21 protein-coding genes are annotated in these 23,567 nt (G+C 58.1%); 17 read left to right on the top strand and 4 right to left on the bottom strand.

Annotation, left to right across the window (positions count from 1 at the left end):
- Nucleotides 1–14: 14 nt before the first annotated feature.
- Nucleotides 15–1,148: an alanine racemase gene (gene alr / locus H8790_RS06810; protein ID WP_187334128.1), complete on the bottom strand. Its 1,134-nt coding sequence runs from the start codon at nt 1,146–1,148 to the stop codon at nt 15–17.
- Nucleotides 1,149–1,242: 94 nt separating this feature from the next.
- Between alr and H8790_RS06805 the strand changes: the two genes are divergently transcribed.
- The 16 genes from H8790_RS06805 to yihA all read left to right on the top strand — a co-directional run bounded on the left by H8790_RS06805 (nt 1,243) and on the right by yihA (nt 18,024).
- Nucleotides 1,243–1,941 (top strand): Crp/Fnr family transcriptional regulator, encoded by a 699-nt coding sequence (locus tag H8790_RS06805; RefSeq protein ID WP_187334127.1) that lies wholly within the window; start codon nt 1,243–1,245, stop codon nt 1,939–1,941.
- A 540-nt stretch (nt 1,942–2,481) separates the two neighbouring features.
- Entirely contained in the window at nt 2,482–3,186 is a 705-nt protein-coding gene (locus H8790_RS06800) for a Crp/Fnr family transcriptional regulator (protein ID WP_187334126.1), read from the top strand.
- Between the two features lie 129 nt (nt 3,187–3,315).
- The gene (locus H8790_RS06795) at nt 3,316–5,148 is read left to right on the top strand and encodes a TIGR03960 family B12-binding radical SAM protein (protein WP_187334125.1); all 1,833 of its coding nucleotides are present in this window, start codon (nt 3,316–3,318) and stop codon (nt 5,146–5,148) included.
- Nucleotides 5,141–5,803 (top strand): TIGR03936 family radical SAM-associated protein, encoded by a 663-nt coding sequence (locus H8790_RS06790; RefSeq protein ID WP_187334124.1) that lies wholly within the window; start codon nt 5,141–5,143, stop codon nt 5,801–5,803. The genes H8790_RS06795 and H8790_RS06790 overlap by 8 nt, the downstream gene beginning before the upstream one ends.
- Before the next feature lie 228 nt (nt 5,804–6,031).
- Nucleotides 6,032–6,373, top strand: a complete 342-nt coding sequence (rplS, locus tag H8790_RS06785) for a 50S ribosomal protein L19 (RefSeq protein WP_187334123.1) — start codon at nt 6,032–6,034, stop codon at nt 6,371–6,373.
- A gap of 192 nt (nt 6,374–6,565) precedes the next feature.
- On the top strand, nt 6,566–7,171 hold the full coding sequence (gene lepB, locus H8790_RS06780) for a signal peptidase I (protein ID WP_187334122.1): 606 nt from the start codon (nt 6,566–6,568) through the stop codon (nt 7,169–7,171).
- A 28-nt stretch (nt 7,172–7,199) separates the two neighbouring features.
- Nucleotides 7,200–8,096 carry a ribosome biogenesis GTPase YlqF gene (ylqF, locus tag H8790_RS06775; RefSeq protein WP_404821712.1) on the top strand — a complete coding sequence of 299 codons (897 nt, stop codon included), beginning with the start codon at nt 7,200–7,202 and terminating at the stop codon, nt 8,094–8,096.
- Nucleotides 8,097–8,139: 43 nt separating this feature from the next.
- Nucleotides 8,140–8,760 (top strand): ribonuclease HII, encoded by a 621-nt coding sequence (locus H8790_RS06770; protein WP_207724198.1) that lies wholly within the window; start codon nt 8,140–8,142, stop codon nt 8,758–8,760.
- Entirely contained in the window at nt 8,757–9,113 is a 357-nt protein-coding gene (locus tag H8790_RS06765; RefSeq protein ID WP_187334121.1) for a YraN family protein, read from the top strand. Before H8790_RS06770 ends, H8790_RS06765 begins: the two co-directional genes overlap by 4 nt.
- Nucleotides 9,114–9,139: 26 nt before the next feature.
- Complete coding sequence (gene thrC / locus H8790_RS06760; protein WP_187334120.1) at nt 9,140–10,627, top strand: threonine synthase; 1,488 nt, start codon at nt 9,140–9,142, stop codon at nt 10,625–10,627.
- A 129-nt stretch (nt 10,628–10,756) separates the two neighbouring features.
- Entirely contained in the window at nt 10,757–11,443 is a 687-nt protein-coding gene (locus H8790_RS06755; RefSeq protein ID WP_187334119.1) for a metallophosphoesterase, read from the top strand.
- A gap of 89 nt (nt 11,444–11,532) precedes the next feature.
- On the top strand, nt 11,533–12,948 hold the full coding sequence (gene tig, locus H8790_RS06750) for a trigger factor (RefSeq protein ID WP_187334118.1): 1,416 nt from the start codon (nt 11,533–11,535) through the stop codon (nt 12,946–12,948).
- Nucleotides 12,949–13,047: 99 nt separating this feature from the next.
- Nucleotides 13,048–13,629, top strand: coding sequence for an ATP-dependent Clp protease proteolytic subunit (locus tag H8790_RS06745; protein ID WP_187334117.1), 582 nt, complete (start codon nt 13,048–13,050; stop codon nt 13,627–13,629).
- 13 nt (nt 13,630–13,642) lie between these two features.
- Complete coding sequence (gene clpX / locus H8790_RS06740; protein WP_187334116.1) at nt 13,643–14,953, top strand: ATP-dependent Clp protease ATP-binding subunit ClpX; 1,311 nt, start codon at nt 13,643–13,645, stop codon at nt 14,951–14,953.
- 62 nt (nt 14,954–15,015) lie between these two features.
- Complete coding sequence (gene lon / locus H8790_RS06735) at nt 15,016–17,421, top strand: endopeptidase La (protein WP_187334115.1); 2,406 nt, start codon at nt 15,016–15,018, stop codon at nt 17,419–17,421.
- Nucleotides 17,422–17,430: 9 nt separating this feature from the next.
- Nucleotides 17,431–18,024: a ribosome biogenesis GTP-binding protein YihA/YsxC gene (gene yihA, locus H8790_RS06730; RefSeq protein ID WP_187334114.1), complete on the top strand. Its 594-nt coding sequence runs from the start codon at nt 17,431–17,433 to the stop codon at nt 18,022–18,024.
- Nucleotides 18,025–18,098: 74 nt separating this feature from the next.
- On the opposite strand, the gene H8790_RS06725 is transcribed toward yihA, so the two are convergent.
- Together H8790_RS06725 and asnA are read right to left on the bottom strand one after the other, a co-directional pair.
- A complete protein-coding gene (locus tag H8790_RS06725) occupies nt 18,099–18,902 on the bottom strand; it encodes a helix-turn-helix domain-containing protein (RefSeq protein ID WP_187334113.1) in 804 nt (267 codons plus the stop codon).
- A gap of 139 nt (nt 18,903–19,041) precedes the next feature.
- The gene (gene asnA / locus H8790_RS06720; RefSeq protein WP_187334112.1) at nt 19,042–20,049 is read right to left on the bottom strand and encodes an aspartate--ammonia ligase; all 1,008 of its coding nucleotides are present in this window, start codon (nt 20,047–20,049) and stop codon (nt 19,042–19,044) included.
- Nucleotides 20,050–20,329: 280 nt separating this feature from the next.
- Between asnA and H8790_RS06715 the strand changes: the two genes are divergently transcribed.
- Nucleotides 20,330–21,415, top strand: a complete 1,086-nt coding sequence (locus H8790_RS06715; RefSeq protein ID WP_187334111.1) for a YkvI family membrane protein — start codon at nt 20,330–20,332, stop codon at nt 21,413–21,415.
- 43 nt (nt 21,416–21,458) lie between these two features.
- Here H8790_RS06715 and H8790_RS06710 read toward each other — a convergent pair whose 3' ends face one another.
- Complete coding sequence (locus H8790_RS06710; RefSeq protein WP_187334110.1) at nt 21,459–23,561, bottom strand: glutamine synthetase III family protein; 2,103 nt, start codon at nt 23,559–23,561, stop codon at nt 21,459–21,461.
- Nucleotides 23,562–23,567 lie beyond the last annotated feature (6 nt).

The following is a 23,567-nucleotide window of genomic DNA, read 5'->3' as shown; positions in this document are numbered from 1 at the left end:
GTTGCATATAGTATTTAAATGTAAATCCGCTTGATCCGGTCCGGACAGGTAGAGGTGTAGGCGGTGTAGATCTGGCCGTACTTGGAAAACTCCTCCGGGGAGAGATAGGCCTTGTGGCTGGGGGAATAGCCCCAGAAGGTCACTGGGTCGCCCACCTTGCAGTCGATGCCGGTGATGTCAATGAAGCACTGGTCCATGCAGGTATCAATGAAGTGGGTTCTGGTGTCGTTGACCAGGACCGCACCCTGCTGCTTTACCATGGGGCAGAAGAGGCCGTCGGCAAACCCGACGCCCACGACGGCCAAGTCGGTGGGGCGTTCCGGCTTAAAGAACTGGTCGTAGCCCACGCTCTCCCCGGGCAGTACATGCTTGATGTGGTAAATATAGCTGCGCCAGGAGAGCATGTCCTCAACGCCGATCGGGTTGGACCCATCGGCAATATCGCTGTAGCCGAAAATCAGGCTGCCCACCCGGACATGGGTGGAGAAGGAAACGGCTTCCTCAAACCACTCTGTAGAGCCGGTGTTGCAGCAGTGGATGTATTGCAGGGTGAACCCGTTCTCCTTCAACTGCTGAACGCCGGCCTGGAAGCGCTGGAACTGGAGCTTGGTGAATTCATCTCCGCGGTATTCGGCCTGGGCAAAGTGGGTGAAGGCGCCGGTGATTTCAATGTTGGGACATGCACGGATGGCCTGAATCAGGGAATTCAATTCCTCTCCCGGATGCACACCGATGCGGTTCATCCCGGTTTCAATCTTGATCTGCGCCTTGACCCGCCTCCCCTGGCGGGCGGCCTCCTTGGAGAGGGCATAGACTCCAGCGGGAGTAAACAAGGGAATCTGTAAATCCCAGTGGACGACGTGGGGAAGAGTGTGCTCCATCACCGGGCCCAAAATTAAAATATCCGGGGTAAATATGCCGTTTTCCCGCACAACAAGCCCCTCATAGACTTGGGAACAGGCAATGACCGGGCAATTGAAACGCCCCACCAGAGCCTGGGCGATCTCCAATGTACCCATTCCGTAGGCATTGGCCTTCAGCACGGGCATGAGCGCCGCGGGCGCGATATAGTTTTCTATTTTTTCACAGTTGTCGAACAGCGTTTCAAGTTTGATCTCATAATAAGAATTGTAGCAGGATAGTTCCATACAGGATCACTCCTTCATATTGAAAATGGCGCTTTGTTGACAGAAAGAAAAATTTTCTATACAATTGCTATCAAATAGGAAATGGGGTGATTGGATGGACGAAAGAGCACTCATGCACAAAATATTGATGGGGGAGTTCCCCTTTACCCTCCCTCATCTGGAGCAATACCTGCATCAGGGGGAGGAGCTCCGGCTGTTTGCAGGGGAAAAGCTGGATCAGTCCATCATTGAGCGCAAGTTCCTTCTCTATGTATGGCAGGGGAAGGGGGCCTGTGTGATCACACGGCCTGACCGGACCACCTTCCGCTTTCTGACCATGGGGGAGAAGATCACTTGTTTCTCCAACATCATCACCCCGTATACGGAGTATTCACAGAGCTGGGACATCATGGCCCTTGAAAATACAGTGCTGGTGGCCTTTGCAAAGGAACAGGTCTATGCATTTCTAAAAGAAGACCCGGTCCTGTCCGAGGAATACATGGAATTTGCCTCGACTTATCACACCGTAATGCAGCGGCGTGTCCTGCTGACAGCCAACCTGACCTCCAGCCAGCGTGTTCTGACCTGGCTCTATGGCCTCTGCGGCGGATGCTGCGACCGGCAGACATGTGAAATCCCGTGCACTCTGAATCAGCAGGAGATCGCCGATATCCTGCTGGTTCATATCAGCACCTGCAACAAGATATTCGCTTGGCTCCAGGAAAACGGCGTCGCGGCAAAGACAAAAAGCAAGCTGTGCATTGACGTCCCAAAGCTGAGACAATACATCATGAATGACTGGAAGATCTATTGAACGTCCGGCCACTCAAAGAGTCTGCTGATAGAAAGCAAGTGACCTTTTGAATGAAAAGGGCGCTTGCTTTTCTTATTCACTGTCCATATTAGTTCTGGACAACCTCTGAGAATGATTCAGGGACACATATGGCCTTGCTGGAATAACCTCTCTCTTTCTGATGATGGAACGGTGATTTTGCACAAAGCGGGCACCCCCTCCTTTGTCAACAATTGCTTGGCAGAACACAAAAAATTGAGAATATTTCGCTTGGATTCTTTCAAATAATTATACAAAATTACCAAAAGGATAGGCTATACGCAGATCGGTTTTGTATTTTTTTATTTTTCTTCTCTTTGAATACTTAATAAGCGGATATAGAAATAGATTTATACGAAATAAAAACACGTTGATCAGTCTATAAAAATCTGATTGTCCGATAAATAATATGGTTAAAAGAATATTTAATTTATAGCATATGCTAAATAATAGATGAGAAAAACCAAATTTGATAAAATGGAGCAGATATGTTACAGTGCTGTTAAGAGAAGAGGTGACACCATGGAGAAGATGGCTGCCTTACAGATCCTGTTTGGAAGGCTTCCGCCGTTGGAGTGGGGGGTCGAGCAGTATCTGGATCAGGGCAAATGCCTGAAGATATTTCAAAACGAGCGCATCCCCTTTGACCGGGAGGCTCCGGAGGAGCCGGGGGTGTTTTACGTGCAGACCGGCCTTTTAAAACTCTCCGTGCACCGTCCGCTCAGCGCCACAGGGTTGGATTTTTGCTATTATGGGGACCGGACCCTATTGGAGCGCCGGACGGCGGCGTCACTGTCCGGATGCGGTCAGATGTACATAGAGGCCTGCAAAAACACAATTGCCTACGCCTTCACCCAAAGGGAGTTTTTTGAGCTTTTACGGCGGGACAGGGCTCTTCTGAAGCAGTACCATCAGCTGCACTCCGCTCAGCTTTCCCTCCTATTTCAACGGATGGAGCTGACCGCCTGCCTGGACGCGGAACAACGGGTGGCGGGCTGGCTCATGCAGCTGTGCTGCCAAAGCGCCCCAGAGGAAGCAGGCAAATATTTTATCCCCTGCAGGCTGACCCAGCAGGAGATCGCCGATTATCTTCTGATCCATGTGACCACCTTTAACCGGGTGTTCAGTGAGCTGAAAAAAGAATCTATTGTGGAAAAGAAGCGCAGCGGCTTCCTGGTCCATGACTTCGAGAAGCTCAAAAGATTTCAGGAGCGACTGTCCATCTGAGGAAGGGCCCGCCTTTTTAGGCGGGCCCTTTGTTCCGGGAATTGGGTCTTGTAAAAAAAAGACATACACGGTAAAATGAATTAAATCAGAAGAAAACATGGCGCACTGCGCCAGACTGGGAGATCGATTGTGGACAAGAGACTGGAACGCATCCTGCCCCGGGTGCAGAAGCCTGCGCGCTATGTGGGCGGCGAGTATAACGCGGTGAAGAAGGACAAGGCGGAGGTGGACGTCCGCTTTGCATTCTGCTTCCCCGACACCTATGAGATCGGTATGTCCAATTTAGGGATGCGGATCTTATACGGCATTATGAACAACATGGACGGAGTCTGGTGCGAGCGGGTGTTCGCTCCCTGGGGGGACATGGAGGAGGAGATGCGCAAAGCGGGCATCCCGCTCTATGGGCTGGAGTCCGGCGACCCCATCCGGGATTTTGACATCATCGGGTTTTCCGTGGGCTATGAGATGGCCTTTCCTGGTATTTTGAATATGCTTGACCTGGCCGGCGTGCCGGTGCGCGCGGCGGACCGGAAGGCCCTGTCCCCGCTGGTGATCGCCGGCGGAACCGCCATGTACAACGCGGAACCGGTGGCGGATTTCATCGACATCGTCTCCCTGGGCGAGGGGGAGGATGTGACGGTGGAGCTCATTGAGCTGTACCGAAGGGCCAAACAGGAGGGCTGGGACAAGCGCCGTCTGCTGGTGGAGGCCGCCCGGGTGCCGGGCCTCTATGTGCCGAGCCTCTATGAAATCCGCTATCACGAAGACGGCACTGTGGCGGAAATCCTGCCCAGGGACGGGGCGCCCCGTCAGGTGACCAAGCGGATTGTGGAGGACATGGACAAGGCCTACTATCCCACCCACACCGTGGTGCCCTCCACGGAGATTGTCCAGGACCGCACCACGCTGGAACTTTTCCGCGGGTGCATCCGGGGATGCAGGTTCTGCCAGGCCGGGTATGTGTACCGCCCGGTGCGAAACCGCAGCAAGGACCTCTGCGCAGCCTACGCCATGGAGGCGCTCAGCGACTCCGGCTATGAGGAGATGACGCTCTCCAGCCTCTCCACCAGCGACTACCCGCCCCTGGTGGATTTGTGCGACGATTTGGAGGAATTCTGCGACAAGCGCCACATCCATCTCTCGCTCCCATCACTGCGGGCGGACAACTTCTCCATGGCGCTGATGCAGCGTCTGCAAAAGGGACGCAAGGCGGGCTTGACCTTTGCGCCGGAGGCTGGCACCCAGCGGCTGCGGGATGCCATCAACAAGAATCTGACAGAAGAAGACTTGCTGCAAAGCTGCCGCACTGCGTTTGAGGGCGGCTTCAGCGCGGTGAAGCTATACTTTATGCTGGGACTGCCCACGGAGACCGACGAGGATGTGCTGGGCATTGCGGAGATCGCGGCCCATGTGATGCACACCTGGCGGGAGTATGCCTCCAACAAGGCCCGGGGCATCCGGATCACCGTCTCCACCTCCTGGTTCGTGCCCAAGCCCCACAGCGCCTTCCAGTGGGAGCCCCAGATTTCCAAGGAGGAATATGAGCGGCGGGTCAAGCTGCTGCGGGAGGCCATCCGCACCAAGACGGTGACCTACAACTGGCACGATTCCGAAACCAGCTTTATGGAGGCTGTGCTGGCCCGGGGCGACCGGCGCATGTGCGCTGTCCTGGAGTCTGTCTGGCGCAAGGGCGCCCGCCTGGACGCCTGGGAGGAGTACTTTTCCCTGGACCGCTGGCTGGAGGCCTTTGACGAGTGCGGCCTGGACCCCCATTTTTACGCCAACCGCGTCAGGGAGAAGGACGAGCTGATGCCCTGGGATATGATCTCCAGCGGTGTCTCAAAGGACTTCCTCTGGCGGGAGCGGGAGCGGGCCTACCGCTCCGAGACCACGCCGGACTGCCGCACCCAGTGCAGCGGCTGCGGCGCAAACCGCCTGGTAGGAGGGAAGTGCGATGTCTAAGCTGCGTCTTCTGTTTGTAAAAGAGGCACAGGCCAGTTACATTTCCCATCTGGACCTGATGCGCACCTTTCAGCGGGTCTTTCCCCGCACTGGATTGGAGATCAGCCATTCCCGGGGGTTCCACCCCCATCCCATTTTGTCCATTGTGCTGCCCCTGCCCGTGGGGCAGAGCAGCCAGTGCGAGCTGCTGGATTTTACCGTGGAGCAGGAGACGGACGGCGCCGGCGTGCCGGAGCTGCTGAACCCGGGGTTTCCCGAGGGGCTGCGGGTGCTGGAGTGCTATCCGGCGGTGCGCCCGGTCAAAGAGCTTGTCAGCATTCGGGCGAAGGTGGAATTCCTTTATGATGACGGCGTACCTTCCGGCACCGTGGAGCGGTTGGGCGGCCTTTTCTCCAGGGAGTCCATTGTGATCCAGAAGAAGACCAAACACCGCACCCTGGCGGATGTGGACATCCGGCCCATGATTCATGAGCTGACGTTCACGGAGCGGGAGCAGGCCGTCGAGGCCATGGCTGTGGTCCAGGCCCAGAACCCGGGGCTGAACCCAGCGTTGTTGGGAGAGGCAATCCGCAAAGAGCTGCCGGAATGGGCGCCGGACTTTGTCCGGGTGCGCCGTTTGGAACTGCTGGATCAGAAGGGGGTCAGCTTCCGCTGAGTGCGGGGCTGGGGCAGCGGCCGCCTGTAGACAGTATGGGAGACCGCGCAAAAGGCGCATTTTATACAGAATTTTCAAATTTATCTGTAAAAAGCCTTGCATTGCGCGGATTCCTATGGTATTCTAACTAAGTTAAAAAGGGCGTTCCTCTGCCGTGCGCGCGCCGAATGGGCGCCGATGCGCCGGAGAAAAGCGGCATGAACACCTAATAATAGGAGGAAAGTACCCATGGATCTGATTAAAGAATTGAACAAGCAGCAGCTTGCCGCTGAAGTGTCTTCCCCGGATGTGGGCGACACGGTCCGCGTCCACGTGAAGATCAAGGAAGGCTCCCGCGAGAGAATCCAGGTCTTCGAGGGAACCGTTATCGCCAAGAAGCACGGTGGCATTGAAGAGACCATCACCGTTCGCCGCGTGTCTTATGGCATCGGCGTGGAGAAGATTTTCCCCCTGCACTCTCCCTCCATTGCTGAGATTGAGACTGTGCGTCACGGCAGCGTCCGCCGCGCAAAGCTCTACTATCTGCGCAATCGCGTGGGCAAGAGCGCCAAGGTCAAGGAAAAGCTTTAATCTGCCCTAAAAAAAGAGAGGCTTCGGCCTCTCTTTTCTTTTGCCGTGTGAAATAGAGGTTTGCCTGAACGGCGGCCGGAAAGTCAAAAAAATCTCATTTCCCGGGAAAATCCCTTGTTGTTTCAGGATCTTTTTGCTATACTAATCCAATAGATTATCATGGCGGTTTATTGCTGCTTAGGAGATGCTTCCATGGATGAAAGAGAGATCCAAACCGATCCGGGCACGGAAAAGGGCGAAAAGGAGAGCTGGAGCCTCTTCGAATGGTTTCAGGCGCTGGTGTGCTCCGTTCTTGTGGTGGTGCTTTTATTTACGTTTGCCATCCGGCTGATTGGGGTGGACGGCCTATCCATGGTGCCGACTCTCCAGCATGGGGACCGGCTTTTGGTGGTAAACTCCCTTCTGTACCACGATTACCGGCAGGGGGATATCGTCATCGCCCGCAAGGAGAGCCTCACCGCCGATCCCATCGTCAAACGGGTCATCGCGGTGGGCGGGCAGAAGGTGGACATTGATTTTTCCACAGGCACCGTCTATGTGGACGACATGCCGCTGGAGGAGGATTACATCAACGAGCTCACACTGACCGACGAGGGCACGCAGTTCCCGCTCTGGGTGCCGGAGGGATCGGTCTTTCTCATGGGTGACAACCGAAACCACAGCAGCGACAGCCGAAGCAGCCGCCTGGGCACAGTGGACACCCGGTATCTGATCGGCAAAGCGGTGTTGCTGCTCTATCCCGGCGTGGATTCGGTCAGCGGAAAACGGGAGTTTTCCCGCATTGGCCTGTTGGAATAGGGAACTATTTCAGAAAGGGGGACAGCGTATGGAAAACAAAATGAATATCCAGTGGTATCCCGGGCACATGACCAAGACCCGGCGCATGATCGCGGAGCAGATCAGGCATGTGGATGCGGTCTGCGAGATATTGGATGCGCGGATCCCCATCTCCAGCCGGAACCCGGACGTGGATGAACTGACGGCGGGAAAGCCCCGTCTGGTGGTTTTGAACCGTGTGGATCAGGCCGACCCGGCCCTCACCCGCCGCTGGGCCGCTTACTTCCGCTCCAAGGGGTATGCGGTTCTGGAATCCAACGCAAAGCAGGGCGTCGGAACCGGGAAATTTGCCGCCGCCATCCGGGAGCTTTTGGCGGACAAGCTGCGCACCTATGCGGAAAAGGGCCAGGTGGGCCGGGTGGTGCGGGTGATGATCCTGGGCATCCCCAATGTGGGCAAATCCACCTTCATCAACCAGGTCGCGGGACGGAAGACGGCCAAGGCTGAGGACCGGCCCGGCGTCACCCGCGGAAAGCAGTGGGTGCCGGTGGACCGTCAGCTGGAGCTGCTGGACACCCCGGGTATCCTCTGGCCCAAGTTCGAGGATCAGAGCGTGGGGCTGCACCTGGCCTACACGGGCGCGGTAAAAGATGAGATACTGGACATTGAAACGCTGGGCTGCCATCTGATGGCCTATCTTGGCGCCCATTACCCGGACGCGCTGCGTACGGGGTATAAGCTGTCCGACCTTCCGGAGCGGGAAGCGGAGGAAAACGATGTGGCCTATGGCTACCGGCTGCTCCGCTCCGCCGGAAGAAAGCGGGGCTTTCTCATCTCCGGCGGAGAGATCGACACGGAGCGCATGGCAAAAATCCTGCTGGATGAATTCAGAGGGGGCAAGTTAGGAGCCTTTACAATGGAGGCGCCGGAGGAGATCAAAGAATGAGCACTGTGCGCACCCGGCGACGTAAATTTCATTGGAGATGGAAATGAACGCTTGGGAATTTGAAGAAGAACAATGGAACAGCGGCGTCCGCTCCGTCTGCGGTGTGGATGAAGCGGGAGCGGGGCCCCTGGCAGGGCCGGTATACGCTGCTGCCGTGATATTGCCGCCGTACGCGGAGATCGAAGGGCTGGATGACTCCAAAAAGCTGACGGAGCGCAGGCGGGAGGCTCTGTTCCCGGTCATCCAGGAGCGGGCTCTGGCCTGGTCGGTGGCTTTTGTGGAGGCGGAGGAGATCGACCGCATCGACATCCTCAACGCCCGCATCAAGGCCATGCAGCTGGCGATAGACGCCCTGGCCGTCCCGGCGGAGCTTGCCCTGGTGGATGGGAACCGGGATCACGGCAGCCTCTGCGCACTGACTACGCCCCACCGGCTGATCGTCAAAGGCGACAGCCGCAGCGCTTCCATCGCGGCCGCCTCTATTCTGGCCAAGGTGAGCCGGGACCGGTTTTTGACCGACGTGCTGGACCGGGAGTATCCCCAGTACCAGTTTGCACGCCACAAGGGCTACGGGACAAAGCTTCACTACGAGATGCTGGATCAACACGGCCCCTCGCCGGTGCACCGCCTGAGCTTTTTAAAAAAGTGGGAGAGGCGGCGATGAAGGGACTGGGCGATTTCGGTGAGGCTGTGACCGCACGCTATCTCCGAAAAAAAGGCTATACCCTCCGGGCCAGCCAGTGGCGCTGCCGGTTTGGGGAGATCGACATCGTGGCGGAGAAGGCGGGCGTGCTGTGCATTGTGGAGGTCAAGCTGCGCAGCAACCTTTCCCGCGGCCTGCCCCGGGAGGCTGTGGATGGACGCAAGCAGCGGAAGCTGCGCACCGCCGCCGCCTGCTATGTGAGCAATAATGAGCTGGACCTTCCGGTGCGCTTTGACGTGGCCGAGGTCTATACCGACGGCAAAGGGGGAGTCACCGGCTTCCAATACATAGAAGACGCGTTTACCTGCGACTGACTTTTCCAAAAAGAGGAGTTTTGAACATGAAGTACTATTCCACCCGCGACAACCAGCTGCGCATCAGCGCGGCGGAAGCCATCAAGATGGGGCTGAGCCGGGACGGTGGGCTGCTGACGCCCTGTGAAATCCCGCAGATTGACGAAGCATTTTTGAAAAAGCTGCTGCCCATGCGCTACCAGGACCGGGCGGCGGCAGTGATGGGGCTTTATCTGGAGGACTACTCTCTCCAGGAGCTGACGGCCTTTGCTGAAAATGCCTACGGCCCTGACAAATACGATTCTCCCGCCGTGGCGCCTGTCCGCACGGTGGACGGGCGCACCCACTGCCTGGAGCTCTGGCACGGGCCCACCTCCGCCTTCAAGGACATGGCGCTTCAGATGCTGCCCCAGCTGCTCTCCGCGGCCCTTCGCAAGACCGGGGAGGAGAAGACCGTATGCATCCTGGTGGCCACCTCCGGCGATACGGGCAAGGCGGCCATGGAGGGCTTTGCTGACGTGCCCCAGACCAAAATTCTGGTGTTCTACCCCAAGGACGGCGTCTCCGCCATTCAGGAGCTCCAGATGGTCACTCAGGCGGGAGACAACGTGGGCGTGTGCGCCGTGGTGGGCAATTTTGACGACGCCCAGACCGGCGTCAAGCGTATCTTCTCCGATGCGGCCATGCGGGAGACGCTGGAGGGCAGGGGCTACTTTCTCTCCTCGGCCAACTCCATCAACTGGGGCCGCATCCTGCCCCAGGTGATCTATTACATCTCCGCTTACTGCGACCTGGTCCGGGATGGGAAACTGGCCATGGGGGACAAGGTGAACTTCTGCGTTCCCACCGGGAATTTCGGCGATATTTTGGCCGCCTATTATGCACAGCGCATGGGCTTGCCGGTGGGCCGGCTGATCTGCGCCTCCAACTGCAACGACGTGCTCACGGATTTCCTGCGCACCGGCGTCTACGACCGCAACCGGCCCTTCCACAACACCATGAGCCCCTCCATGGATATCCTGATCTCCAGCAACTTGGAGCGCCTGCTCTTTGACCTCTCCGGCCAGGACGACGCTCCGGTGAAGGAGTACATGGTCCAACTTGCGCAAAGCGGCCGCTACGAGGTGAGCGGCGCGGTCCGGGAGAAGCTCCAGTCCCTCTTCTGGGGCGGTTTCTGCGGCGAGGAGGACACCGCCGCCACCATCGCCCGGTACTACCGGGATCACCACTATCTCATCGACACCCACACCGCCGTGGCCGCCCAGGTGATGGACCAGTACCGCCGGGCCACTGGCGATGAGACGGTGACGGTCTTCGTCTCCACCGCCTCGCCCTATAAGTTCTGCAACCACGTGCTCTCCGCCATCGGCGAGACGCCGGAGAGTAGGGGCGTGGAGCTGATCGGCCAGCTTCAATCGGCCACCGGCGTACCTGCGCCCAGCCGCCTTGCGGAACTGAAGGGGAAGGAGCGCCGCTTTGACCGCTTCACGGAGAAAGACGGCATGGACGGCGTAGTCCTCTCTTTTTTAAGCTGAGAGTGGTTCCGGATTCTGAGAAGGCCGGCCCAAAGCTGTTGCAGGACTTTAACTCCGCACTTGCGGCGGAGGGGACTGCCTAAAAGCGGCTTGCCTTTGAAGAGGAGAACAACAGAAAGGAGGCGTTTCATGGCGCTTTACGCCATCGGCGACTTGCACCTGTCTCTTGCGGTCAACAAATCCATGGAGGTCTTTGGGGGCGGATGGGCCAATTATGTGGAACGCATCCAGCAGGCCTTTTCCCAGCTGGGGCCCGACGATGTGACCGTTCTCTGCGGCGACACCTCCTGGGGCATCTCCCTGGAGGAGGCGGCGGAGGACTTTCGCCTGATTGACAGCTTCCCGGGGAAGAAGCTGCTGCTCAAGGGGAACCACGACTATTGGTGGAACACAGCCTCCAAAATGAAGTCTTTTTTTGAACGCGAGGGCATCACCAGCCTGGAGATCCTGCATAACAACTGCTTCTTCTACGGGGACTACGCCCTGTGCGGCACGCGGGGCTGGTTTTTCGAGGAGGATCAAAAGGCCCAGGACGCCAAAGTGCTCAACCGGGAGGTGGGGAGGCTGGAAACCTCTCTTCAGGCGGCCGGGGATCGGAAAAAGCTCTGCTTTTTGCACTATCCGCCCCTGTACCAGGGATACCAGTGCCCGGAAATCCTGAAAACGCTTCAGGAGTATCAGGTGGCGGAGTGCTATTACGGCCACCTCCACGGCGCCAGCCACCGCCTTGCCATCCAGGGTTCCCGGTTTGGAACAGACTTTTTCCTGGTGGCGGCCGACTATCTTGGGTTTATTCCAAAAAAAATTTGCGATTAACGGAAAAAACTATGGAAATTTCGTTTTTTTTCTGTTAAAATAGGTATTCGCACCGGCCTGAAACCGGTGATGAACGGAGGAAAAGAAATATGAGTGTGAAAAGCTGTGAAAAACTGGAAAAGAGTATGGTCGCGCTGACCGTCGAGGTAAGCGCAGACGATTTTGAAGCTGCTGTCAACAAGGCCTATCTGAAGGCCCGCAAAAAGATCAGCGTCCCCGGCTTCCGTCCGGGCAAGGCAACCCGCAAGATCATTGAGGGGATGTACGGCGCCGAGGTCTTTTATTCTGACGCAGTCGATATCGCGCTTCCCGACGCCTATGAATCTGCGGTGGAAGCGGAAAAGCTGAGCGTTGTGGGGTATCCCACTGTGGAGCTGGAGGGCGAGGTCACAAAGGACGGCTTCACCTTCAAGGCCACTGTCCCCGTTTATCCCGAGGTCAAGCTGGGCCAGTACAAGGGCCTCTCCGCGCCCAAGGCTGAGGTGAAGGTCACCGCCGCCGATGTGGACAGCCGCATCAAGGAGCTCTCCGACCGCAACACCCGCCTGGTGAGCGTGGAGCGCCCCGTGGAAAACGGCGACACCGCAGTCATCGATTTTGAAGGCTTTGACAACGGCGTTGCCTTCGACGGCGGCAAGGGCGAGAACTATCCCCTGGAGATCGGCTCCGGCAGCTTCATCCCCGGCTTTGAAGAGCAGATTGTGGGCATGAACGTGGGGGAGGAGAAGGAGATCAACGTCACCTTCCCTGAGGATTATCAGAAGGACCTGGCCGGCAAGGCCGTGGTCTTCAAGGTCAAGGTCAACGAGGTCAAGGTAAAGGAAGCCCCCACCCTGGACGATGAATTTGCCAAGGATGTGTCTGAGTTCGACACCCTGAAAGAGCTGAAGGCCGATTTGAAGAAGAAGATCGCCGCCGAGCGGGAAGAGGCGGCCATGCGCTCCTTTGAGGACGCTTTGATGTCCAAGGTGGCCGACGGCATCGAGTGCGATGTTCCCGACGCCATGGTGGACAGCCAGGTGGAGAAGTTCGTGGAGAACTTCAAGTCCCAGATTCAGGCCCAGGGCATTCCCTACGAGCAGTATCTGAAGATGACGGGCTCCGAGGAGCAGAAGCTCAAGGACGACGCCCGTGAGCCCGCCCAGCGCCAGGTTCGCCTGGATCTGGCCGTTGCAGCCATCATCAACGAGGAGAAGTTAGAGGCCACGGACGAGGACGTGGAGGCCGAGTATAAGAACCTCTCTGAGAAGTACGGCATGGACGTGGAGACGGTGAAGAAGTACCTGCCCCGCGAGCAGATCGAGGCCCAGGTGCTCAACGAGAAGGCCATTGCCGTGGTCCGCGACAGCGCCACCGCCGAACCTGTCGAGGAGAAGAAAAAGAAGGCGGCCAAGAAGAAGGACGATAGCTCTGAAGAGGGCGAGGAGAAGGCGGCCAAGAAGAGCGCCAAAAAGAGCGCCAAGAAGGAAGACAAGGAACCGGAGCAGGCCGAAGAGCAGAAATAAGGCGTACATTTTTAACAGATTCGACACATTCTCTCATGGTGCCTGTGGTATCATGAGAGAATGGTTTATAGGCCACAAATGAACGGAGGTTTTCAAAACATGAGTTTAGTACCTTACGTAGTAGAACAGACCAACCGCGGTGAGCGGTCTTACGACATCTTTTCCCGCCTGCTGAACGACCGCATCATCTTCTTGGGAGAAGAGGTCAATGCCACTACAGCCAGCCTGGTCGTGGCGCAGCTGCTGTATCTGGAGGCCCAGGACCCCGATAAGGACATCAGCCTCTATATCAACAGCCCCGGCGGTTCTGTTACAGACGGTATGGCGATTTATGACACCATGCAGTATGTCAAGTGTGACGTATCCACCATCTGCGTGGGTATGGCCGCCAGCATGGGGGCGTTTTTGCTCTCTTCCGGCGCCAAGGGCAAACGCTTGGTGCTGCCCAACGCGGAGATCATGATCCACCAGCCCTCCGCCGGCACCCAGGGCCAGATCACCGATATGGCCATCCACCTCAAGCGTTTGGAAACCATTAAGAAGAAGATGAACCACATCCTGGCCGAAAATACGGGCCGTACGGTGGAGGAAGTGACCGCCGCCTGCGAGCGCGACAACTTTATGAGCGCGGAAGAGGCCAAGGAATTCGGCCTGGTGGATCGGATCATCTACAAGAAATAACAAGGAGAAATCTATGAGCGACGAAGGCAAGAAGCCCATCCGATGTTCCTTCTGCGGCAAGCATGAGCAGCAGGTGCATCGGATGATCCAGGGCCCGGGCGTACGCATCTGCGACGAGTGCGTCCAGCTCTGTATGAATATTTTAAATGACGGCTATGACGATGGGCCCAATGCGGATCTGGACGATATCCCCGACCAGCTGCCCACCCCCCAGGAGATTAAGGCGGTGCTGGACGAGTATGTGATCGGACAGGAATCTGCCAAAATCGCTTTATCTGTTTCGGTTTACAACCACTATAAGCGGATTTTCTTCGGCGGGGACGAGGATGTGGAGCTGCAAAAGAGCAACATCCTGATGATCGGCCCCACCGGCAGCGGCAAGACACTCTTTGCCCAGACCCTGGCCCGCATCCTGCGGGTGCCCTTTGCCATTGCCGATGCCACCACGCTGACGGAAGCCGGCTATGTGGGCGACGATGTGGAGAACATCCTCCTGCGTCTTCTGCAGGCCGCTGACTTCGATGTGGAGCGGGCGGAGCACGGCATCATCTATGTGGATGAGATCGACAAGATCGCCCGCAAGAGCGAAAATACCTCCATCACCCGGGACGTTTCCGGCGAGGGAGTGCAGCAGGCGCTGCTGAAGATCGTGGAGGGCACGGTTGCCAATGTGCCGCCTCAGGGCGGGCGCAAGCATCCCCATCAGGAGTTCATCCAGGTCAACACCAAGAACATTCTGTTCATCTGCGGCGGAGCCTTTGACGGTCTGGAAAAGATCATCGAGCGCCGCCTGGATAAAAAGGGCATTGGATTCGGCGCTGTGGTGGAGAGCAAGAAGGAGAAGGACGTGGGTAAGATCCTCAAAGAGGTGCAGCCCCACGACATCCTGAAATTCGGCCTGATCCCGGAGCTGGTGGGCCGCCTTCCCGTGATTGCCCCCCTGGAGGCACTGGATCGGGAGGCGCTGGTCCGCATTCTCACGGAGCCGAAAAACGCGCTGGTTAAGCAGTACCAGAAGCTTCTGAGCTACGACGAGGTGGATTTGGTCTTCCAGAAGGACGCTTTGGAGGCCATTGCCGACAAGGCCATCGAGCGTTCCATCGGCGCCCGCGGACTGCGGGCCGTGATGGAGGGGATGCTGACGCAGCTGATGTACGATGTGCCCTCCGACCCCACCATCGAAAAGGTGACCATCACACGCGAGTGCGTGGAGGGGACCGGGAAACCAGAGGTTATCCGGAACCCGGACAAAGTGAATTATGCAGTGAAGCTCAATTCCGGGAAGCCCGTTTCCGGAAATCCCAAAAAGGCTTCTGCTTCCTGAGAGAAGAGGCGCCGCTTGCGACGCCCCTTTTCCATTCTGAAGTGAAAGGAAATTTTTCCGCCATGGAACCTATGAACATCCCTGTGCTGGCCCTGCGGGGACTGACTGTCTTTCCCCACATGACCATCAACTTCGATGTGGAGCGGCCGATCTCCATCCGCGCCCTTGAGCGCGCCATGGAGCAGGACCAGGAGATTTTCCTGGTGACGCAGCGAGAGATCGGGACGGCTCTGCCCGCGGAGTCCGACCTGTATGAGGTCGGCACAGTTTCCCATATCCGGCAGATCCTGCGGATCTCCGAAAACGCCGTCCGCGTCATGGTGGAGGGCATGTACCGCGCCCGGATGCGCCGGCTGTGGCAGACGGAGCCATTTTTGCAGGCCAATGTGGAGCAGATTGAAGAGACTCCCGCCGTCTCCCGCAGTACGCCCCGCACCGAAGCGCTGATCCGGCAGACCTACGGTTTGTTTGCCGAATACGCGGATCTGATCCCAAGCCTGCCCGACGAGGTGCCCACGGCGGTCCTGGACTGCCGCGAGCCGGGCTATCTCGCCGACTATATTGCCCAGAATATCAGCATCCGCTACCTGGACAAGCAGGAGATTTTGGAGGAGCTGCACCCCTTCCTGAGGCTGAAAAAGCTCAACGCGCTGCTCAGCCGGGAAATCAATGTGCTGAACTTTGAGCATGAGATGCAGGAGAAAATCCGGGATCAGCTGGCCCAGTCCCAGAGGGACCAGATTCTCCGCACCCAGATCCGGGTCATGCAGAACGAGTTGGGGGAGGCCGACGACTCCGACGATGAGCTCCAGGATTACCGCGGCCGCATCCGCGCGCTGCACCTGGGCAAGGAGACTGAGGAGAAGCTGCTCAAAGAGGTGGACCGCATCGCGAAGCAGCCTTTTGGCAGCGCAGAGGCCGCCGTTTCCCGGAACTACCTGGACGTCTGCCTTGAAATGCCCTGGAACAAGACCACCAAGGAGCGGGTGGATGTGGACGCCGCACGGAAAATTCTGGAGCGGGACCACTACGGCTTGGAAAAGGTGAAGGAGCGCATCCTGGAGACCATTGCCGTTCGTCAACTGAACCCTGATGGACGGGGCCAGATCCTCTGTCTGGTGGGCCCTCCCGGCGTGGGCAAGACCTCCATTGCCATCTCTGTTGCAAAGGCGCTGAACCGGAAGTTAGCCAGATTGTCTCTGGGCGGGGTCCGGGATGAAGCGGATATCCGCGGCCACCGCAAGACCTACATAGGTTCCATGCCTGGCCGCATCATCGAAGCCATCAGCCGCAGCGGAAGCATGAACCCATTGCTGCTGTTGGATGAGATTGATAAAATGGGCAGCGACTACCGGGGAGACCCCGCCGCCGCTCTCCTGGAGGTGTTGGACAGCGAGCAGAACTACGCCTTCCGGGACCATTTCCTGGAGATTCCGGTGGACTTGTCCCAGGTGATGTTTGTCACCACGGCCAATACCACCGAGACCATTCCCCGTCCGCTTCTGGACCGGATGGAAGTGATCGAGCTGTCCAGCTATACCGACGAGGAAAAGCTCCAGATCGTAAGACGCCACCTGCTGCCCAAGCAGATGAAGGAGCACGGTGTCTCCAAAAGCGCATTGCGCATCAGTGACGAAGCCATCCGCGCCATCATCACCGGCTATACCCGCGAATCCGGCGTCCGTGTGCTGGAGCGCCAGTTGGCCAAGGTGTGCCGAAAGGCGGCCATCCACTTGGTTTCAGGAGATGTAAAGCGGTTTACCGTTACAGAAGATAACCTCCAGGAGGTCTTGGGCGTCCGGCCTTACAGCCCGTCCCTGCACACGGATAAAGAAGAGGTGGGCGTGGTCAACGGCCTGGCCTGGACGGAAGTGGGCGGTGAAATCCTGGAAGTGGAAGTCAATGTGATGGAGGGCAGCGGAAAGCTGGAACTGACCGGCAACCTTGGAGATGTGATGAAGGAATCCGCGCAGACGGCCCTCAGCTGCCTGCGCAGCCGGGCCTCCGAGCTGGGCATCCAGGGGGATTTCTACAAGACCCGGGACATCCATGTCCACTTCCCGGAGGGCGCGGTGCCGAAGGATGGCCCCTCGGCGGGCATTGCCATAGCAACCGCCATGCTCTCCGCCCTGACCGGCCGGAAGATACGCGCCGAGCTGGCCATGACGGGAGAGATCACCCTGCGGGGACGGGTCCTGCCCATTGGCGGGCTGAAGGAGAAGACGATGGCCGCCCTGCGCAGCGGTATCAAAACCGTCATCCTACCCAAGGAAAACCTGCGGGACTTGGAGGAGATCGACCAGACGGTCCGCAAGGGGCTTCGCTTTGTACCGGTGGAGACCGTGGATGCGGTGTTGGCAGAGGCGATCTGTTATCCGGAAAAGGCCGGCCAGTGCCGGGAAGACCCGGTGGCGGCCTTTGCACCGGCACACCATGAGAATGCGCCAGGCGATGCCCTGCGCCAGTAAAGGAGAAACATGGCACTGAATTTTGGAAACGCCGAGTTTGTGCGTTCGGCTGCCAGCCCAAGCCAGTTCGTCCGTGACGGCGCGCCGCAGATCGTCTTTGCAGGCCGGTCCAACGTGGGGAAGTCTTCCGTCATCAACCGGCTGCTTGGTCGGAAAAACTTTGCCCGCGTGGGCTCCGCGCCGGGAAAGACCAGCCAGATCAACTATTTCCGCATAGACCGGCAAGCGTACCTGGTGGATTTGCCGGGATATGGATATGCCAAGGTCAGCAAGGCGGAGAAGGAGCGCTGGGGCCAGCTGATGGAGTCTTACTTCCAGGACGAGGGGGAATTGATCACCCTGGGCGTGCTGATTGTGGACGCCAGGCATAAGCCCACAGCAGACGACTGCGTCATGTGCGACTGGTTCCGCCAGAGCCGCTGTCCCATGATTGTGGTGGCCAATAAGGTGGATAAGCTGAAAAAGAGCGAGGTGGAAGCCAACCTCCAACTGATCCGCGATACGCTTCAGATCGCGGAAGGGGAGCCAATGGTGGCTTTTTCCGCAGAAAAAGGGGAGGGGAGGGAAACGCTCCTGCGGGAGCTGTCCCTCCACTGCGGGTAAAATTGACTTCACTGAGAACAAAGAGGACACAGGATGGATTTCATCCTGTGTCCTCTTTTGCCTGAACAGTGAGTTCAATGATCCACGTAAGAAAAATAGGGATAGCCGCTTTCATAGGACAGCGCATACCTGCAGCCCGCTATCTCCTGGAGGCTTGCAATGCAGTCGTTGGTGGCGACGACCCTTCCGTCCTCCAGCGTCAGCGCAAACTGCTGCATGTCCGGCGATATATATAGATGACGCCCGATTCCCGCGGGAACCCGCGCAATGCCGGGGCTATAGTAGCTGATCACCTGAAACCCCTCCCGGTCCCAGGTGATGTATGCGCTGACGTCCTTCCGTCCGGTTTTCTCAGCACAGTCCATGGAAAAGACGCCCTGGAAGTTCCGCCTGCCGATCTGCTGCAGCGAGCCATCTATTTGAATAAGGGTTTCCCCAACCTTCTCTCCGCCCTCGTATATGGCCGCGGGGATTTCGAATCGGACGTCCCTGAGGAATGCACCAGTGTGGTCTAAAATAGCAAAGAGGAAGAGGCCAAGGAACACGGTCAGGAAGATAGACGCGACTGTTCTGCCTCTATTTTTTCGGGCCTTCCTTTTATATTGGGCGTAGACGGCCTTGATGGCATCCCGCACGGCGCGGTCGTCCTGTGCCGTGTAGTCGCCGATTTCGCGTTCGCCGCTCAGAAGGCTCTGGACGGGAATCTCAAGGGCGTCGGAGAGCGGCTCCAGCAGCGTCACGTCCGGGAATCCCGCGCCCCGCTCCCATTTGCTCACTGTGCGGTCTGAGACATGCAGCGTTTCCGCAAGCTCTTTTTGCGTGAGCCCTTTTTCTTTCCTTGCATTGCTGATCAGCAGCCCTGTGTTCTTCGTATTCATAGTACCCTCCTCTTTGCCGCTCATTGTAGCAAATCTGCCTCAAAAAAGAAACAAACGCTGCGTAGAGTCAAAGAAATCAGCAGCCGCAACATGCGGCTGCTGATTTTCAATTTAAAAGGCTGGGAACCGGATATTGCTGTTACAGCAGCATGATCCCGGCTTTTTCGCAGGTCTCCTGGGTATCGTGATCCCACAGGCTGACCTGCACCTCGCCGATGTGGCAGGTGCCGATCATCAGCATACACAGGCGGGACTGGCCAATGCCGCCGCCCATGGTCAGGGGTAGCTGGCCGTCCAACAGCATCTTATGGAAGGGGAGCTTCCGGCGCTCGTTGCAGCCGGCCAGGTTCAGCTGCTCGTCCAGGGAGGCCTCGTCCACGCGGATGCCCATGGAGGAGATTTCAAAGGAGCGGCCCAGCACGTCGTTCCAGAAGAGGATGTCGCCGTTGAGCTTCCAGTCGTCATAGTCGGGGGCGCGGCCGTCGTGGGGCTTGCCGCTGCGCAGCTTGCCGCCAATCTGCATCAGGAACACGGTGTGGTGCTGGCGGCAGATCTCATTTTCACGCTGGTGGGCGTCCAGATCGGGATACAGGTCCTCCAACTCCTGGGAGGTGATGAAAAACACATCCCGGTCCAGCTTCACATGCAGGCTGGGAAAGGCCACATCCAGCGCCTCGGAGGTCTCGCACACGGCGCCAACAATGCTCCGGACCGTCTCCTTCAGGTACTCCATCGTCCGGTTTTCCCGGGAGATGATCTTCTCCCAGTCCCACTGGTCCACATAGATGGAGTGGATGTTGTCCACCTCTTCGTCCCGGCGGATGGCGTTCATATCGGTGTAGAGGCCCTTGCCCACATGGAATTCGTAGCGCTTGAGCGCAAGGCGCTTCCACTTGGCCAGAGAGTGCACCACCTGTCCGTTGGCGCCCACGTCCGGGATATCAAACCCCACAGGGCGCTCAAAACCGTTCAGGTTGTCGTTCAAACCGGAGTTCTCATCCACAAACAGCGGCGCGCTGACCCGTCTCAGATTCAGCGCATTGCTCAGGTTCGCCTGAAAATTGGACTTGATAAATTCGATGGCACGCTGCATCTCGTAGTTGGAGAGCGGAGATTGGTACCCCTCCGGAATATAGACTTTACTCATGTGCTCAACCCCTCTATGCTTCAATTTAAGGCACCCAGCCTCTGCCATCCCTGCCAGGGTTTGCAGCGGCGGTGCAGCTAACAATAAAAATCATTATAAGCAAAATCCGGTATAAATGCAAGCACAACCTTGACGGCTTTGCCGCTTGTGCTATAATAGCCGGAGGATGTGATTGAGCGGCCTGGGCGGAAGTTTGCCGCCCAGGCGGCAATATGCGTCGGAAACGACTTCCTTTGATTCTGCGGTGGATGCTATCCATATGGAAGGTGAGAATTGGACTATGAAGAAGTTAACCGCTGCCAGGCTGGCGGTGACGTATGCGGGCTGTTTCTTAGGGGCCGGGTATGTGTCGGGACAGGAGCTCTGGCAGTTTTTTGGGAGTTTCGGCAAAATGGCGGGGCTGGGACTGCTGCTGGCCGTGGCACTTTTGGCAGCGTTTGGCACGATGCTGCTGCGCCTGGCCCAAATGACAGAAATCGAAGATGTGGATCGTTTGGTGGTCCGGCAGGAATGGCCCTGGCTGCGAAAGCTGCTGTCCATTTTTATGTGCGTATCGCTATGCGGCGTTATAGCCATCATGTCCGCCGGAGCCGGCGCACTGATGCAGCAGCTCTTTACCATTCCTTCCTGGCTGGGGGGAATCCTGATGACCGCGGCGGTGGTGCTGATGGCGCAGCGGGGGCTGCAGGGGCTGGTATCCGCCTTTTCCGTCTTAGTGCCGGTTTTGGTGCTGGCCACGGTACTGGTGGCCATCTCGGAGCTGATCCGCTTTCCAATTACCCAGGCGGCCTTTGCCCCTGTTTCAGAGGGCAGCTTTTTGATGAAATACTGGCCCACAGCCGCCGCCACATTTGCCTCCTACAACGCAATGGGCGCAGTCGGCGTCCTGGCTCCCCTGGGAAAGTATGCGGATCAGAAGAAAACCGTGTGGAGAGGCGTGGCCCTGGGCTGCAGCATGCTTCTGCTCATTGCCCTGAGCGTGATCCTGGCGCTTCGGGCCTGCCCCCAGGCAATCGCCCAGGAGCTGCCCATGCTTGCACTGGCTTCTGCGGTGAACCCCGCACTGGCCTATGTCTACGGGGCGCTGCTGCTGGCGGCGATGTTCGGCACTTCTCTTTCCAGCCTGGTGGCCGTGACCACCCTGCTGGGGCAGAAGTTCCCAAAGGTGGAAGAAAACCGCGGGAAAGCAACCGCACTTTTGGGGGGCGCCGCGGCGCTTGGCAGCCTGGTCGGGTTCGGCGAGCTGATCAGCGTACTCTATCCGATGTTTGGCTATTTAAGCGGGGTGTTTTTGCTGTTCATGATGTCCCACTACCTCTGGTGCAGGCGTCAGGAGAAAGAGCGGGTTCAGGAAAGCTGTCAGTAGAAAAAGAAACAAGGAGCCGTCCAAAAGGACGGCTCCTTGCTGTTTACACGGAGAAGAGGATATCGCTGTAGGTGGGATAGGGCCAGTATTCCTTGGCGGTCATGGTTTCCAGATCATCGATGACCGTGCGGGCCTCGTTCAGCAGCGACAGCACGGAGTCATGGTAGTAATTGGCCTGCTCGTACCCTGCGTCTTCGCCCGGGGCCTGCTCCACAGCCTTTTCCAGTTGGAGTATGAGATCCAGGAGGGCGCTGTTTTGGCGGGAGAGTTTGGAGATCAGGGTTTCCTCCACCTGAAAGGAGGCGGAGGGGACCGCCTCTTTGCGGTGCAGCAGTGAGGTGGAGAGCGCGTCGGAATAGCGGCTGACAGCGGGGAGGATGTTCCGCTTCACCATCTCGATCAGCGTCAGCGCCTCGATGTGGATGACCTTGCAGTAGCTCTCCAGGTGGATGGCGTTGCGGGCGGCCATCTCATCTTCGGTGAAGATGCCGTTTTTGGTGAACAGTTCCACATTCTTTTTGGAGACATAGGCCGGCAGGCAGTCGGCGGTGCTGACCAGGTTGGCAAGGCCACGCCGCTCCGCCTCCCGGGTCCAGGACTCATCGTAGCCGTTGCCGCTGAAGATGATGCGCTGGTGCTCCTTGAAGGTCTTGCGCAGAAGCTTCTGAAGGTCCGCCTGGAAGTCCTTGGAGCTCTCCAGCTGGTCGGCAAACTGGCGCAGCTCCTCGGCCATGATGGTGTTGATGACGATGTTTGGACCGGCAATGGACTGGGTGGAGCCCAGCATGCGGAACTCAAACTTGTTGCCCGTAAAGGCAAGGGGGGAGGTCCGGTTCCGGTCGGTGGTGTCCTGCGGGATATTGGGCAGCACATCCACGCCGATCTGGAGGTTCTTTTTCTTCTTGTCCACATAGGCGGAGCCGGCCACGATGGAGTCGATGATTTCCATCAGCTCGTCGCCCAGGAAGATGGAGACGATGGCGGGAGGCGCCTCGTTGCCGCCCAGGCGGTGGTCATTTCCGGCGGAGGCCACCGTGGAGCGCAGCATCTCCTGATAGTCGTCCACGCCCTTGATGAAGGCGGCTAAGAACAGCAGGAACTGGGCGTTCTGGCTGGGGGTCTTGCCGGGCTTGAAGAGATTCTCCCCGGTGTCGGTGGTCAGCGACCAGTTGTCGTGCTTGCCGGAGCCGTTGACGCCGGCAAAGGGCTTTTCGTGGAGCAGGCAAACCAGGCCGTGGCGCTCCGCCACGGTCTTCATCAGTTCCATGGCCAACTGGTTGTGGTCGCAGGCCGCGTTGGCGTTGTTGTAGATGGGGGCCATCTCGTGCTGGGCCGGCGCCACCTCGTTGTGCTTGGTCTTGCTGAGCACGCCCAACTTCCAAAGCTCCGTGTCCAGGTCCTTCATGTAGGCCGCCACCCGGGGGCGGATCACGCCATAGTAGTGGTCATCCAATTCCTGGCCCTTGGGCGGCTTTGCACCGAACAGCGTCCGGCCGCAGAGCTTCAGATCATCCCGCTTATAGTAGACCGATTCGTCCACCAGAAAATACTCCTGCTCCGCGCCCACCTGGGCGGTGACCTTCTTGACCGCATCGTTGCCGAAGAGGCGGAGGATCCGCACCGACTGGCGGCTCACCAACTCCATGGAGCGCAGCAGAGGCGTTTTCTTGTCCAGCGCCTGGCCGGAGTAGGAGCAGAACACCGTGGGGATGTACAGCGTGCCGTCTTTGATGAAGGCGAAAGAGGTGGGGTCCCAGGCGGTGTAGCCCCTGGCCTCAAAGGTGGCCCGCAGCCCGCCGGAGGGGAAGCTGGAGGCGTCGGACTCGCCCCGCACCAGCTCCTTGCCGGAGAACTCCATGATGACATGCCCGTCCTCCGTCGGCGTGATAAAGCTGTCGTGCTTTTCCGCGGTATAGCCGGTCATGGGCTGGAACCAGTGGGTGAAGTGGGTGGCCCCCTTTTCCACGGCCCAGTCCTTCATGGCATTGGCGATGTCGTGGGCGATGGAGCGGTCCAGCGGGGTGCCATCGGCAATGCATTGCTTCCAGGAGGAGTAGACGGTGGGGGAGAGGCGCTGCTTCATCACGTCCTCATTGAACACCATGGAACCGAACAGCTTTGGTACATTGACAGGGTCCTGAATCATAGAAAA

The organism is Oscillibacter hominis (genome assembly GCF_014334055.1).
GTDB lineage: Bacteria > Bacillota > Clostridia > Oscillospirales > Oscillospiraceae > Oscillibacter > Oscillibacter hominis.
This window is presented reverse-complemented; position numbering and strand designations above follow the sequence as displayed.